13 protein-coding genes are annotated in these 14,637 nt (G+C 47.0%); 6 read left to right on the forward strand and 7 right to left on the reverse strand.

What is annotated here, in order from left to right; translation table 11 throughout:
• Positions 1-400: 400 nt before the first annotated feature.
• Positions 401-1,051 (reverse strand): transcriptional regulator, encoded by a 651-nt coding sequence (locus tag DMN77_RS03235; protein WP_179013485.1) that lies wholly within the window; start codon positions 1,049-1,051, stop codon positions 401-403.
• 1,799 nt (positions 1,052-2,850) lie between these two features.
• On the opposite strand from DMN77_RS03235, the gene DMN77_RS03240 reads away from it, so the two are divergent.
• From DMN77_RS03240 to DMN77_RS03260, 5 genes are all read left to right on the forward strand, one after another.
• Positions 2,851-4,188, forward strand: coding sequence for an SPFH domain-containing protein (locus DMN77_RS03240; RefSeq protein ID WP_179013487.1), 1,338 nt, complete (start codon positions 2,851-2,853; stop codon positions 4,186-4,188).
• On the forward strand, positions 4,188-4,934 hold the full coding sequence (locus DMN77_RS03245; protein WP_179013488.1) for a hypothetical protein: 747 nt from the start codon (positions 4,188-4,190) through the stop codon (positions 4,932-4,934). Before DMN77_RS03240 ends, DMN77_RS03245 begins: the two co-directional genes overlap by 1 nt.
• A 33-nt stretch (positions 4,935-4,967) precedes the next feature.
• Positions 4,968-5,600, forward strand: a complete 633-nt coding sequence (locus DMN77_RS03250) for a TFIIB-type zinc ribbon-containing protein (protein ID WP_068780925.1) — start codon at positions 4,968-4,970, stop codon at positions 5,598-5,600.
• A 183-nt stretch (positions 5,601-5,783) separates the two neighbouring features.
• Complete coding sequence (locus DMN77_RS03255; protein ID WP_179013666.1) at positions 5,784-6,875, forward strand: glycosyltransferase family 2 protein; 1,092 nt, start codon at positions 5,784-5,786, stop codon at positions 6,873-6,875.
• A 2-nt stretch (positions 6,876-6,877) separates the two neighbouring features.
• Positions 6,878-7,510, forward strand: a complete 633-nt coding sequence (locus tag DMN77_RS03260) for a glycerol-3-phosphate acyltransferase (protein WP_179013490.1) — start codon at positions 6,878-6,880, stop codon at positions 7,508-7,510.
• An 18-nt stretch (positions 7,511-7,528) separates the two neighbouring features.
• On the opposite strand, the gene DMN77_RS03265 is transcribed toward DMN77_RS03260, so the two are convergent.
• From DMN77_RS03265 to DMN77_RS03290, 6 genes are all read right to left on the reverse strand, one after another.
• Positions 7,529-8,491 carry a serine hydrolase domain-containing protein gene (locus tag DMN77_RS03265; protein WP_179013491.1) on the reverse strand — a complete coding sequence of 321 codons (963 nt, stop codon included), beginning with the start codon at positions 8,489-8,491 and terminating at the stop codon, positions 7,529-7,531.
• 138 nt (positions 8,492-8,629) lie between these two features.
• Entirely contained in the window at positions 8,630-9,895 is a 1,266-nt protein-coding gene (locus tag DMN77_RS03270; RefSeq protein WP_068780928.1) for an alkaline phosphatase, read from the reverse strand.
• A 148-nt stretch (positions 9,896-10,043) separates the two neighbouring features.
• Positions 10,044-11,081 carry an asparaginase gene (locus DMN77_RS03275; protein WP_179013493.1) on the reverse strand — a complete coding sequence of 346 codons (1,038 nt, stop codon included), beginning with the start codon at positions 11,079-11,081 and terminating at the stop codon, positions 10,044-10,046.
• A 72-nt stretch (positions 11,082-11,153) separates the two neighbouring features.
• Positions 11,154-11,702: a ChbG/HpnK family deacetylase gene (locus tag DMN77_RS03280; protein WP_179013495.1), complete on the reverse strand. Its 549-nt coding sequence runs from the start codon at positions 11,700-11,702 to the stop codon at positions 11,154-11,156.
• A gap of 8 nt (positions 11,703-11,710) precedes the next feature.
• Positions 11,711-12,058, reverse strand: a complete 348-nt coding sequence (locus tag DMN77_RS03285) for a ChbG/HpnK family deacetylase (protein ID WP_179013497.1) — start codon at positions 12,056-12,058, stop codon at positions 11,711-11,713.
• Positions 12,059-12,185: 127 nt separating this feature from the next.
• Positions 12,186-12,881: a DUF421 domain-containing protein gene (locus tag DMN77_RS03290; RefSeq protein ID WP_179013498.1), complete on the reverse strand. Its 696-nt coding sequence runs from the start codon at positions 12,879-12,881 to the stop codon at positions 12,186-12,188.
• Between the two features lie 289 nt (positions 12,882-13,170).
• Between DMN77_RS03290 and DMN77_RS03295 the strand changes: the two genes are divergently transcribed.
• Positions 13,171-14,406, forward strand: a complete 1,236-nt coding sequence (locus DMN77_RS03295) for an RICIN domain-containing protein (RefSeq protein WP_179013500.1) — start codon at positions 13,171-13,173, stop codon at positions 14,404-14,406.
• The last annotated feature ends 231 nt before the right edge of the window (positions 14,407-14,637 follow it).

The raw sequence follows: 14,637 nt of genomic DNA on the forward strand, positions 1-14,637 counted from the left end.
CGGCGTCTCGAATGGACCGCATGGCGGGATTGCATAGTACTAATGAATGAGTGCATTCCGTGATTGTGAGCTATGGTTCTTAGGAATATGGCTGTTAGAGTGCAATCCGTACATGTGGGGAAATAGTACTTACCGCTAAACAAACACACCCCGACACCTCTCTAACGAAACTGTGGCACGCTATTTGCGTGAATTTGAGGCCTTGAGAGTTCTAACGAAACACCATATCGCTATTTGAGCAAAAACGGGGAGTAATCCTGCATTTTTCACTAAATAGCGATACCCAGTTTCGTTAGAAATTTTCGGGGTCTTTTTTGGTCTAAATAACGATATGTAGTTTCGTTAGAGAATATATAGAGGTAATTTGCAGCGCTTGGGGTTCGATCACCAAATGGTTGAATTATGACATCCGCAAACGATATTTGCGATATCTTTTGCTCCCGGTGGCTATCTCCAAATGATTCGCATCTACCAGCTTATGCAGGATACGCCGGGCGTATTGGTCTGAGATTCGCAGGTGATTTGCAAGCTCTGTCGGACTAAAAGAACAGAACTGTCGTAGGGCATAACGTACGGTTTCCGCTTCAAGATAATCTAACTCGGGCGATGCATCAACAGCCATAAACCTGCCAATAAAGGATAGAATGAGCTGTTGGCATCGCTGTGGCTCATCTTTAATTGAAAGGTACGCAATCGGCAAAATGATCCAATGATCCAGTGCCAACAAGCTATGCCGCCAGCAAAGATCCTTAAACCGTCTAACGTCAAGATCCCGGGCATGAGGGCCGTAGCCTTGAATTTCGATGGCTCCCTTCATGGCTCCGGGAAGGTAGGCAAGATCGACGTAACGATGCCCGTTATGAAAATCGCGTACTTCCCACTCAGGGTATAAGTGATCGAAATGTTGAACGGCGGGATACCAAATGGTGCGTAAAAATTCAATTGTTCCGTGCCCCAGTCCTTTTACTAATAATTCGCGTCTCCTTTGATTTTCTTCCTGAGCAATATTTTTCTCCAGCCATTCCTCATACATTTGCTCAAATGTTGTCAATCTGCTTCACCACCGATTTGGAATTTTTAGTAACAAAAAAGCCGCCTCGATACAAAGTACCGAAGCGGCGTATGCTTTACGACCACATTACTAACAAGTTTAACCTCTATCCTAGTATTTGGCAACTATTAGACTAGTTCCGTTTGCTGACTGCAATGCCAAACCACAATTCCATATGTACGGACAGCTCGGTGGGCGCCTCCGCGTTAGATGACTACAATGTCACACGCAATTGGAATGCCAGCCACTAACTAATTAGCCATGGGAAAAGCGGTTCCTCTAATAGTAACTGGAGCATTCCACCAAGAAACTTGGCGCTTTAATAGGCATACCCCGCTAACGAAACTGTGACACGCTATTTGGTCGAATTTGAGGCCTCGAGAGATCTAACGAAACACCATATCGTTATTTGAACGAAAATGGGGAGAAAACCTGTTTTTTTCACTAGATAGCGATACCTAGTTTCGTTAGAAATTTACGAGGCCTTATTTGGTCTAAATAACGATACGTAGTTTCGTTAGCCACAGGTGGACCACACTTTAGACGCACGTTGACCCTACTAAGGTTTCGGTTTTCGGTTCTAGGCACTTATAGGCAAAGCAACTAATAGGAATTCAGTGTGAGGAAAAAAGGCTTGAAACGTGGCAGCTTAGTCGGAATCCCCCAGCTACTAAAACTGTAACACATTATTTGGGGAAAATTGAGGCCACCACGAGAGTTCTAACGAAACTTCATATTGCTATTTAAGCAAAAATCGGAACTGCATTCAGGAAACGTGGCAGCTTTAGTTGGCGCATCTCAGCTAACGAAACTGTGACACGCTATTTGGTCGAATTTGAGGCCTCGAGAGATTTAACGAAACACCATATCGTTATTTGAACGAAAATGGGGAGAAAACCTGCATTTTTCACTAAATAGCGATACCCAGTTTCGTTAGAAATTTACGAGGCCTTATTTGGTCTAAATAACGATACGTAGTTTCGTTAGCCCCCCGAACCCCGCACGTTACCTACACAACACAGGTGAAGCCTACGATTCCCCGCGCGTTGACGCGACAGGCCACAGGTGAAGCCCACGATTCCTGCACGTTACTACGCAACACAAGTGGAGCCCCCGAACCCCGCACGTTGCCTACACAACACAGGTGAAGCCCCCGAACCCCGCACGTTGCCCGCACACCACAGGTGGGTCAAGCGTTACACGTACGTTGACCACACTAAGGTTTCGTCTTCTATACTCAATGGGTTTATGATACTGCCAAGTTCCTGGGCGATGTAAATGCGGTTAAGCAAAACCACTTGCAGGCTGGGCAACTAATAGGATTCCACCAATGTGAGGACAAAAAAACCGCTTCGATTAGTTGCATCGAAGCGGCGTCTACTTTATGGCCAATTTACATAATTGTAACTCGCGGTTATGAGTTTTGCAACTTTTGCTATGCTAGACCTCAATAGGACGCAATTAGGGCGTTACTAGCATGCCGCTAGCATGTCACTAGACCGCTACTAAGGACGCTGCTGGCATATGCGCCACTAGACCGCTACTAGCAAGCATGCCGCTAGCATGTCACTAGACCGCTACTAGCAAGCATGCCGCTAGCATGACTAGACCGCGCCACTAGTATGCCACTAGACCGCCGCTAGCATGTCACTAGACCGCTACTAGGACGCGCCGGATTAACTTGCCGGTGCTTGGAGGTGACTTTTAGATTAGTCCTTTTGTTATATATCAGGAGGAAATAGATGGCATCTGGTAGAATACATAATTAAATAAATATATTGATAAGTGGGGAAAGAGAAATGGCATTAATCGATGTAATCAAGTATGACGGCTCCCCGGACGCTCTCGTATGGAAGCATCCCGAGACAGAATTAGGGACATGGACTCAACTCATTGTAAATCAATCCCAGGAAGCGATTCTGTTCAAGGATGGCAGAGCGCTTGATTTATACGGCCCCGGTCGTCATACGTTAAGTACGGCAAATATACCGATATTGAACAATATCATCAATTTGCCGTTTGGAGGAAAATCTCCGTTTTCGGCTGAAGTTTGGTATATCAACAAGGTAAGCTCGTTGGATGTAAAGTGGGGGACGTCCAGCCCGATTCAACTCCAGGACCCGAAGTATAATATTATTGTTCCTGTCAGAGCTTTTGGGCAATTGGGCATTGAAATCGAGGATTCACGTAAATTCCTGACCAAATTGGTAGGAACCCTTCGCGGATTTACCCAAAATACGCTGATCGAGTACTTCCGCGGCTTAATAGGAATGAACATAAACTCACTCATTACTTCCTATCTTGTACATAAAAAAATCAGTGTGCTGGAGATCAACGCATTTACTAGTGAAATGTCGGATCATTTCAAAAATGCAGTAGCCCCTTCTATGGAAGAATACGGGATTAATGTCCTGAATCTATACGTACAGAGCGTAAATCTACCGGAATCAGATCCTTCTGTAAAGCGTTTGAGAGATGCGCTGGCACGCAAAGCGGAAATGGACATCCTCGGATACAATTATCAGCAGGAGCGGACCTTTGATACATTAGAGGGAGCGGCCAAAAATGAAGGAAGCATGCAGGCTGGAATGATGGGGAGCGGACTTGGCTTTGGAATGGGAGCAGGTATTGGCGGGCCGTTAGGAAATGCGATGTCCGAGCTTGCCGGAGCTATGAATACCAAAGCGATAGACAAGCAAGCTGCCGCCTACCGCATTTGTTCGAATTGCCAGCATGCTAATGAGGGGAACTCGGCCTTTTGCAGCAGCTGTGGCCAGCCGTTAGCGGAGAATATGCAGCATGCCGCTGCTAAGGAGACCGTCGCAACCTGCAACGTTTGCGGCTCTCCGATTCAGAAGAATTCCAAGTTCTGTCCGAACTGCGGGGATAAATATTTTGCCTGCCCAAGATGCGGCACCGATAATCCGGAGAATAGCCTGGAATGTGAAAAATGCAAAGAACCGCTGCCTCGCCGTTGTCCAAAGTGCAGTGAATTAGTGCCGGGCGGCAGTAAATTCTGCGGGAATTGCGGTACGGAGGTCGTTCTAAGATGCAATAGCTGCGGACATGAGGTGGGGCCAAATCAAAAATTCTGTTTGGAATGCGGGGCCGGCCTACTGGAAGGGGGCAACGATTAGTGGCAACCCATCGGTTACCTTTAGGAAAGATCGTATTGCTGGGTTTATATCTGGTAGCAGTCTTTTCAACGCTAATCTCGTTTTTGGCGCTATATACGGGCTTTGTAATGACGATTTCCTTCTGGATTTCACTGGCCTCAGTGCTATTGGCGGAAACCGTTCTGTGGCGTTATGCGGATTATTGGTGCGGTCATGTCGATACCATTAAAAGAATGGTTCCCGGTTATCTGGCTTTGGGCATCGTTATTGTTGCTTATTTCGTAGCGGTACTTGCTTTTTCCTTTTTAACCGGATTTGCTGACATGGCCCTACGCTGGTTCATCCTCTTGCACGTGTTGACCTTTGCCATAGCGGTCATGCTCGGCGGGCTGCTTCTCTTGTTCCTAAGATCAGCTATCGCTCATGAAGAAGAGACGAGCACAGGGGTTGTCAACCTGCATGCTATTGAGATGGCCTTAAAGGAATTACACGAAAAAATTCGTTCCGTAGATAGTCCGCACCGTTCTGAGATGGAGTCCGTTATGATCAAGCTGATCGACAAGGTTCATTACAGCGATCCGGTTACGCCACAATCCCTTTCATACATGGATCAATCCTTGTATCAGCAGATTCATTCCCTAATAGAGCAGGTAACGCCGATGCTCTCCGGCGACCAGGAGTTATCGTTTGAGCTTATTCTGCAAGGCTTAAATGAATTCTCGGGTACACTTGCCAGACGCAACAGTCAGCTGCTCATATCGAAATAGTCTATCAATGATTCAGGTTTAGGAGGTTATACCGTGAAAAAATTATCCGGTGTCTTGCTTATGGTATTAGCAATAGGCTTGCTGCTTATTGGAATCGTCGGTTTTTTTGGAGGTTTAGCATCTTCTGAAATAGCGATTAGCATCGTTGCTATTGTTATATTAATTGTACCAGGCATTTTGCTGCTGGTGATGAGTGTCAGGATGGTTGATGCCAAGAAGCAGTCCCCGCTTAATATGGCAGGCTCAGGCTATCCTCAAGGTAGACCGGTCAATCCCGGTAACTATAACAGAATGCCAAATGGTGGACCGTATGGGATTCCTAATTCAAACCAACCGGGTCCCTCTGCAATGGGAACGGTTAATAAAGGTTTTGATCCGCTTGATGCCAGGTCGGTCAATGATTTTGTACAGGAGCAGCTCAAACAAGCAAGTAGTCAGGGGGTTAGAACCGTTACCACCAGTTATGTATATACTTCATCGACGGAGAATGGAAATCCCGTTAACGCTTTTCCGGGAGGGGCTGCTTCAGTAGCGGGAGGGGCTCCAAAAGCACCTGTATCCGTCGAGTGTCCGGGGTGCGGAGCTGTAGCTACGGTTCCACCGGATCGGGCGGTAAAGTGCGATTTCTGCGGTGCAGTAGTCCCTTATAAAGAAGCAACGACTTAATTATTTCATTAGCCTTACAGACGATAAGCCAAGAAGAGCTCACTATATTTCAGCAGGTGGGGGGTTCATGGCTTATTTGCTGTATAGATACTCTAGCATCGATAACTGCCATGTCGCGTATACATAACTAATCTTGTTCAAGCAGTAAGTAGTTTCTGTCTGATTGGGGGGATCGATTTGGTGATAGCGATTTGTATTTTTGTTGTCTTGGGATGCATCTCAGGGTTTGTGCTGTTCCGAAAAAACACAGTCCCGCAAAGCACAGAAACCTATGCACGAGATGAACGGGTTTCCGTTATTATCCCGGCCAGAAATGAGGAAGCGAACTTGCCGCATATTCTCAGCTCCCTACTTAAGCAGAGCTATCAACCAGATGAGATCATCGTTGTCGATGATGGTTCAGAGGATCGAACTCGAGAAATTGCAGTTGGTTTTGGCGTGAAGGTGGTCGATAATCCGGAGCTGCCCGTTGGATGGACCGGAAAGACCTGGGCCGTGTGGAACGGATTTCTGCATAGTACCGGTGATTTGATCGTTTTTCTGGATGCGGATATTCGGCTGGCTCCCGATGCCTTGGAGAAGCTGCTCGGAATACGCCGCAAATCCGGCGGGGTTATCTCTGTTGTCCCATACCACGATACGGAGAAATTTTATGAGCGATTAGCTATGATTACAAATGTGCTCGGCGTGTTCGCCTTTACGTCTCCTTTTGAACGCAAAAGCAAACAAACCGGGTTATACGGTTCCTGTATCATAACGACCAGAGCGGACTATGAAGCGGTTCAGGGACATGACGGAATCAAGTCGGAAATTTTGGACGATCTGAACTTAGGGGCAAAATATCGGGCCGCGGGAATTCCGGTGGTCAATTTCCTGGGGCATGATCTTGTCTCCTTCAGAATGTATCCGGGCGGGATCAAAAGTGAGTTACAGGGTTTTGGAAAAGGGGCTGTTCTCAGCACTGCCAATTTGGCTGCATCAACCACCGTATTGGTTGCGTTATGGCTCATTGGACTCATCGTGTCCGAGAGCTTCCTGTTTCTCTGGGGCAACCAAGCCTGGCTTTTGGCTGCACTGGCCGGTTATGTGATATATACACTGCAAATTTTTTACTTAATTCAGTACGTAGGGAAGTTCGGAAAGCTGATGCCGTTCATTCATATTTTATCAACCTTGTTCTTTCTGGTTGTGCTGCTGTATTCGGCCTATCAGGTTGTATTTATTGGGGCTGTGTCGTGGAAAGGCAGGGCAATCCAGGTGAGGGGCAGGTCCTAGCCATGACCATCTTGTTGACCGTTACGGCATTTTTGTCCGGCTCGCTGATGTTCTCTTATTGGCTGGGGAGGGCAGCCAGCAAAGATATACGAAGAGAAGGGGACGGCAATCCGGGTGCCTTTAATTTATGGCATGCGGCGGGATATAGGCTCGGGCTGCTGGGCGTTGTGCTCGATTTTGCCAAAGGGTATCTTCCCTTACTCTTAATGTTGCAGACCGGATTAATTCAAGGTTATGAATCGGTTTATGTCGCTCCCGCTTTTATTTTGGGGCATGTGTTCTCCCCATTTCTGAAATTCAAGGGCGGCAAAGCGATCGCTGTGACCTTTGGGGTGTGGAGTGCACTGACCAGGTTTGAGGGGGCTTTGGCTTATGCACTCGTATTAGCTTTAATGAAGCTCTGCTTTAGATGGCTACCAAGCCGCAGGGCGAACCCAAGGGAGGCGGACGGCTTCCAGGTGGTTGCCGGATTTCTTATAATCCTCATCTATATTGCGCTAATCCATTTCTCCATGCCCTTGTTATACATTTGGGGGATTAACTTTGCCATTTTGCTATTTACGAATCGGAGAGCCTGGGTATCTTTCCTCAAGAGCCATTCGGCTGATCAAACTACGCATAGTCAGGGGCATTAGGTGAACAGCAAGGAAGCGTCATTCGATCAACAACGGTAAAATATATTCGCGAAAAATATCCGGCTGTTCCTTCTTCTTGCGATTATCATGCGTCTGTACAACTACGATTTCAAGGCTGGGAATGACATGGATGAATTGGCCGCCGAAGCCGCGTGCATAGAAGTAATCCAGCGAAGACAAGGAATCCGCCCACCAGTGCCAGCCATAAAACCCACGCCGCGGCGCTTCAGCAGGAAGAGCAGGCCTGACGGATCGGGCGATAAGTTCCGGCGAGATGATCTGCTGATGCTCCCAGATTCCCTGCTGTAAATAGAGCTGTCCAAACTTTAACATATCAGCAGGTCGAAGCCATAATCCAAAGCCGCCGGTGTGGAACCCCTGAGGGTCGGTCTCCCATTTATAGGACTCGATCCTGAGCGGACTGAATAAATGCTTCTCGGCAAATTCAGCAACGGACAAGCCGGTGGCTTGGACCAGGATAGCGGACAATAGCTGTGAGACTCCGGAATTATACTCCATTCTTGCCCCGGGCAGGTCAGAGAGGGGTTGATTCAGCACGAAATCGATCCAATCCGGCGTTCGGGTCATTTTCGGAAATGAATTTTGCCCGCCAAACTCTGTCCAATCAAAACCGGCAGACATCGTTAATAGATGCTCGATCGTGATCTCAAGCTTATGAGCATTTGATATTTTGCCCCCGCTGGACTGCTCGTCTATCCGGATGCCATCAAACTTCGCCTTGACGACAAGCTCCGGGAAGTATTTCGAGATCGCCGTTTCTGGAGGAGGAACGGCCCCTTGATCCATGGCGATGCAGATTAGAGCGGATAAAATGCTTTTGGTGCAGGAGTTGATCTTGGCGATTTGGCCCCGGATGTTCGTGTCTTTGTAATATTCGAATATAAGCTGGCCCCGCTTGCTAATCAGACAGCTTCTTAGCTTCAGTTCTGTAAGGGTGGCTGGCAGTGATGCAAGATTCATGGCGTGTTCATCCTTTGATTAAAATATATGTACATATCACATTATGGCCTAAATAAGCATAAAAAACAGCCCTTCGCGTCATTCAAGCGACGAAAGGGCTATTTGTCATAGGGGCTATTCAAAGTGAGTCCGTCACAGTTATTTCTTCGCTTTTAGTCCGAGAGCTTGCATCAGCTTGCTGAATACCTCTGTATTCTCGTAGATTCCAGAGAATAGTTCGGCATTTTTACCTGTTGCCGTTAATGGAATATCCACAGCCGTATGTCCGGATGTCGTCCAGTCCACCACGAAGTTTTGCTTCGATTTAGCGATAGCGAAAGGACCGTCCTCCTGAGAAATGCCATCTCCTGATTCATCCTCACTGTCCACAGGTTCGATCGAGAAGCCGCCTGTCTCATGGTCGGCCAGCACAAGGACGAGCGTATCTGGATTTTTCTTGGCGAATTCCTTAGCAACTTTAACGGCTTTATCAAGCTCTTGGCCCGATTTGATCGTCATTTTTGCGTTATTGGCATGCGCAAATTCATCCGTGCCTTCCTCTTCAACCATCAGGAAGAATCCTTTCTTGTTGGTGGAGAGGGTATCCAGTGCTTTCTTCGTCATATCAGGCAGAGAGACGACCGGATTATAAATATCGCCTTCGCCTTCCGGATTTTGCTGGAACATCTCCTCATTGGCAAACAAGCCAAGCAGCTTACCACTCTTCGTTTTTTGCAGCTCCTCTTTGCTGGAAACATAGGTATAACCTAATTGCTTCGCTTTATTAACAAGGTTGCCTTGAGTTCCCTTGCTCTTCTCGGAAGGATCTTCAGCAGGCTCATCCTTGAACTTGCCGGGATTTCCGGCAGGGTACCAGAAGTCCTCGCCACCACCGAGGATGACGTCGATCTTGCTCTCGGTGATGAACTGCAGAGCAATATCGCTCTGCTTGGAGCGATCCTCCACATGTGCGCCAAAGGCTGCGCCCGTTGCATCCGTTACCTGACTGGTTGTTACGACGCCAGTCGATTTCCCGGCTTCCTTGGCATATTCCATAATCGTCTTGACTTTCTTCTTGTCCGCGTTCATGCCGATCGCGCCATTGTATGTCTTAACGCCGCTGGCAAAAGCGGTTGCGGCTGCAGCAGAATCTGTTACCGGAACGGTGGAGCTTGTATGAACTAGACCCGTATAAGGCATATCATCCATGGCCAGCTTGCCCTCAAGGCCAACGGTTGCCAATCGGATTGCATTGCGCTGGGCCGTACCCATTCCATCTCCAACGAATAGAATGACATTTTTCGTGAGCGGGGATGCGGCATCTGCATGGTTTGCGATTTGTGTGGAAATCGCACCGGAGATGAGAATGGCTGCTGCGGCAGTCGCTGCAAGGGTTTGCTTCAATTTGGTCTTATGTGATTTCATATTTTCCCTCCTAAGGTATGTTCTACAAGTTTAATAGTAGGAGATTTACGTTAAGAGAGTATTTTCGCAATTAACAGTTTATGTAAATGAAAAAGGCAGCCCGCTTAAATTAGGGCTGCCTTTGTATATTTTATTGATCATAACCCGATTAATATTCATCAAACATGGCTGCAATTTCATGATATTCTGTCGTTTGTGTCAGCGCAAGAGAGAGAAGGATCCGGGCTTTCTGCGGCACAAGGCTATTGCAAGGAATAGAATTGGCAGATAAGTCAATATATGCATCCTTGAGAGTAATCCCGCTGGAAATGCGCGAGCAGCGAACTACCGGAATATTATTGTCCTTGAGAGCCCGGACCCGATCGATCCAAGGCTTGCTGTAAATGCCTCCGCCAGCGCCGGCGATGACGATCCCCTTGGAGATCGTAGCCAGATAATCCAGAATTCCCGGATCAGCATCGACATGGAAATAAGCGACAGAGACTGCGGGCAGTTCCGATATTTGCGAAATATCAAATTGGGCATCCGTTGTATGCTTCTTCAGCGAGCGGGTGTAGAAGAAAGCCTGCTGGTCCCGCATATAGCCAAGGCAGCCGAAGTCCCGTTCGTCAAAAGCATTTGCCTTGAAGGTGTTCACCTTTTGCACATCCCTGCCACTGTAGATGCCTTCTGCAAATACGACCATGACTCCTTGGCCAATTGCCTCCGGATTCGCGGCCAGTGCAACGGACTGGAACAGGTTCAGCGGACCGTCCGCGCTAATCGCGGTAGCCGGGCGCATGGAACCGGTAATAATGACGGGTTTGTCAGTCTTGACGACAAGATTCAGGAAATAAGATGTCTCGTCAAGCGTATCCGTCCCATGGGTAATGACGAAACCATGAACATCTTCCCTTTGGGCCAGATCATTGATGAGGGTAGCAAGGGTCAGCCAGTGCGAGCCAGTAATGTCAGCGCTGCACAGATTGCTAATCTGTAAGCCGCTGCAATTGGCGATCTCATTCAGATGTGGCACACTGTCCAGAAGATGTTCTATAGGCAATGAACCTGGCTCATAGTTCAATGTTTTATGCGCTTCTCCGCTGCCGGCAATCGTCCCGCCGGTCGCCAGAACGACCACATTTTTAAGCTCAGGGTTATAAGAAGGCAAAGCTTCAAACTTTACGGAATAATCAGATATAATCATGTGCGTGTTCCTTTCCGATTGCGTTCTATTCAGTGCTGCTAGTCTGAAAATTAACGTATATTTGCCAATAAGTCAATACGGCGGCTTCTTGGATCGCTGCAGGGAACGTAAATATTCCCATGATATTAGTTTTATGTGGTTATTCTGAAGCGTGTGCTTGATTAGCGGATCGTTAAATAGGAGAAATTCAAGCCCTCTTTTTTCGAAATGCGGAGTCAGAGACTGAAGCTCTTTTGTCACCTTGGCGGGGTGGGCTACGATTTGTGTAATACCTGGTTTGCAGTACTTAATCTGCCGGATCAACCAGTCTCTCATTTGATCGTAATTTTCTCGGGGTTCAAGAGAATAGGGGAGCGATATCAGATCATCAATGAATTCGATTCCACGACGTTTCGCAGAAAGAATCCTTTGTTCAAAAATTTTTTTTTGACTTCTGCTGAAGGAAGGCTGATCTATTATCCGTAAAGGTAAATTAAAAGGTAATTCATACTTCTCGCATAAATCGAATACAACCTCAAGAAAATCACGACCTGTCGCCAGACCCATCACTGAACCGGCATGGCTATCCAAATGGGTAACCTCAATTCCATGTGAAAGGGCCCATAATATTTGCGCCTCCAATTCTGCCTTTACCTGAATGGGATTTGCATTCTTCTCGACAGATACAAGATCTTTGGAAAGAAGCCTTCATCAGTAACCAGACTGCCCAGATTATACTCTTGAAATACAGGCTTTAATGAATAGTTCTCTGTACTAGTCAGCGTCAGATGGATTCCGACCTTGATCTTATGATTCATGGCACATAATTCAGGTACCTCGTTGGCTGCGGCACACGGCACCATGAGGGAAGAGGAGGTGATCGAATCATTTTCGAACAATTCCGCTATGGCTTGATTTGTACTATGTGTTATTCCAAAGTCATCGGCGTTGATAATAATAGCTCGATCAATAAGCGTAAGCCCTGGACGCTCCAGCATGGTTTTAACCTCCATACACGAAATAAAGGGACGTTGTTTACGCATAATCGTAAACGACGTCCCTTAAAGGCAATATTAAACTTGTATCCGCATTATACACCGGAAATAGCAAAAGTAAAGAGGGGATTTAATATCGATCAACAAACAGAGATCCGTCACTCTGCACCTCGGCATAGAACACTTCTTCGGCAGAATGGATTCCTTTTATCTGCAGTTCTTGTTGCAGCCAAGCTTCGTCGAGGTTTAATTCCTTTAAGTTCTTTTTAATTATTTTTCCATCTGAAATGATCTCGGAAGGCAAATAAGTGAAGTTTGGAGTAGGAAGGTTCAGATCCCCCTTGGCTACAGGCTGTTTGAACTCCTTTCTAAGCACGCTGATTTTTCCATCAGGTTCGAGGATAGCGTAGTGAACGTCCTGTATACTGAACACATCTTTCTCCCGCAGCATCATACATAAATCATCCAGATTTAATCGGGTCGATTTCAGCGTTTCCCTCATGATTTTTCCTTGTTTAATAATAATCTTCGGCTGTCCGTCCATTAAAATCCGGGCTTTACTTGATTTCAAGCTTATATAGCTTATGAGAATCGCCAGAATAGCCCACCATATCAAGCTTACCATGCCGTTGAGAAAATGAGTGTCTCTTCTAACGACGATCTCCGCTGCGATAGAGCCCACCGTAATGCCGGTAACATAATCGAAAAAGGTAAGATGTCCGAGCTGCTTTTCCCCGAGGAGTCTGGCCAGGGTGAGAAGGACGAGGAAAGTGATCGTCGTCCTCCAGATCATTTCCCAAAAATTGAACTGCATTAGTCCGTTCATATGATCCACATCCTTCTGGTTGGAATTTCTATTGTTAGTATGAGGGGACAGCAGTGTGTATTATACGTGAGGCCATCCGTTTGGAGGCCGTTTGAAATAGATTTCTCTATTTTACCAAAAATATAAAAAATAAGTTGAAATAGCAACAGTTATACCCTTATAATGGAAATGACATTAAAGATAGCGCTATCATTTAGCATAATTCGAAACCGGTTTAGGGTCCAAAACACGCTGCGCGGGCGTGTGTGTAGATGAGCAAGGCAATCTTCCAAACAAAGGAGCGAGTGTCATGTTAAGACATGGGAAAAAACTGTGTTTATTTCTGGTGTTTACTCTCCTGATTGCTTTTGTGCCTACGATGAAGACAAGTGCAGCTGATTGGAACCTGGTCTGGAGCGATGAATTTAACGGCTCATCCTTGAATTCCGCCAATTGGACGGCTGAGATTGGTACCGGCAGTGGCGGTTGGGGCAATAATGAACTGCAGTATTATACAAGCCGGCCGCAAAATTTGCAGGTAACGGGTGGTAATCTGGTGATTACTGCGCAGAAGGAATCGTATGGGGGAATGAACTATACCTCGGCAAGAATCAAGACACAAGGCCTGCAGAATTTTACGTATGGCAAGGTGGAGGCCCGCATCAAGCTTCCTTCAGGTCAAGGGTTATGGCCCGCCTTCTGGATGCTCGGCTCGAACATAACTTCTGTCGGCTGGCCGGCAAGCGGTGAGATCGATATCATGGAGCGGGTTAACAACAATCCTTATGTGAACGGAACCGTACACTGGGATGCGAACGGCTATGCAAGTTACGGGAATATATCGGGCAATCTGGATTTCTCGCAATTTCATACGTACAGCATAGAATGGGATGCCAATTACATCCGTTGGTTTGTAGATGGCAACCAGTACAACGAAATTTACATTCAGAACGGAACGGGAAATACCGAGGAATTTCAGAAGCCGTTCTTCATTCTGTTAAATATGGCCGTCGGCGGCAACTGGCCAGGTAGTCCGAACGGATCAACGCCTTTCCCGTCCCAAATGCTTGTTGACTATGTAAGGGTATATCAACAGTCCAATTCATCGAATATTATCAGCGGCGGCATCTACACGCTCGCCTCCAAGGTAAGCGGCAAGGTGCTGGATGTAACCGATGTCTCCTTAGCGGATGGCGCCAAAATGCAGCAATGGACGAATTACAGCGCGAGCAACCAACGCTTCAAAGTGGAGAGTACAGGGGATGGATATTATAAACTCACGGCTATGCATAGCGGCAAGGTGTTGGATGTGCCTAGCTCAAGCACCACAAGAGGCGTACAGCTACAGCAATGGACGGACAACGGCACCAGCGCGCAGCGATGGAAGCTGGTTGATGTCGGCGGAGGTTATTACAAGCTAGTGTCTAAAGCTAGCGGGCTTGTAATGGATGTATCCGGATCCTCAACGGCTGACGGAGCAGTCGTGCAGCAATGGAACGATAATGGAACGGATGCGCAGAAGTGGTATTTTACTAAGGTGAATTAATAATTGCAGGGGTGTCTCACAAGCTGTTTTTTCAGCTTGGAGACACCCCTTTGCTTGCCCGAGAGGATAGGCTGCCTATATTTTTGACCGTTCGGGCTTCTGCCGTATACTTGCTGAAATTCCCCGCGGTTCATTTCGTTTGTATGCTTCACGGGCCAACCGGTTTGGTGTCTCCCAAATGTGAATATATTCATATGGATGGATTCAATTTCGTATTCCGCCAGTTTGCTT

It is taken from the genome of Paenibacillus sp. 79R4 (genome assembly GCF_013393165.1).
Lineage (GTDB): Bacteria > Bacillota > Bacilli > Paenibacillales > Paenibacillaceae > Fontibacillus.

Bases quoted from the DNA above. Each gene is read 5' to 3' on its own strand.
- DMN77_RS03240 (WP_179013487.1), top strand. From the start codon at position 2,851: ATGGCATTAATCGATGTAATCAAGTATGACGGCTCCCCGGACGCTCTC.
- DMN77_RS03260 (WP_179013490.1), top strand. From the start codon at position 6,878: ATGACCATCTTGTTGACCGTTACGGCATTTTTGTCCGGCTCGCTGATG.
- DMN77_RS03265 (WP_179013491.1), bottom strand. From the start codon at position 8,491: ATGAATCTTGCATCACTGCCAGCCACCCTTACAGAACTGAAGCTAAGA.
- DMN77_RS03270 (WP_068780928.1), bottom strand. From the start codon at position 9,895: ATGAAATCACATAAGACCAAATTGAAGCAAACCCTTGCAGCGACTGCC.
- DMN77_RS03275 (WP_179013493.1), bottom strand. From the start codon at position 11,081: ATGATTATATCTGATTATTCCGTAAAGTTTGAAGCTTTGCCTTCTTAT.
- DMN77_RS03285 (WP_179013497.1), bottom strand. From the start codon at position 12,058: ATGCTGGAGCGTCCAGGGCTTACGCTTATTGATCGAGCTATTATTATC.
- DMN77_RS03290 (WP_179013498.1), bottom strand. From the start codon at position 12,881: ATGAACGGACTAATGCAGTTCAATTTTTGGGAAATGATCTGGAGGACG.
- DMN77_RS03295 (WP_179013500.1), top strand. From the start codon at position 13,171: ATGTTAAGACATGGGAAAAAACTGTGTTTATTTCTGGTGTTTACTCTC.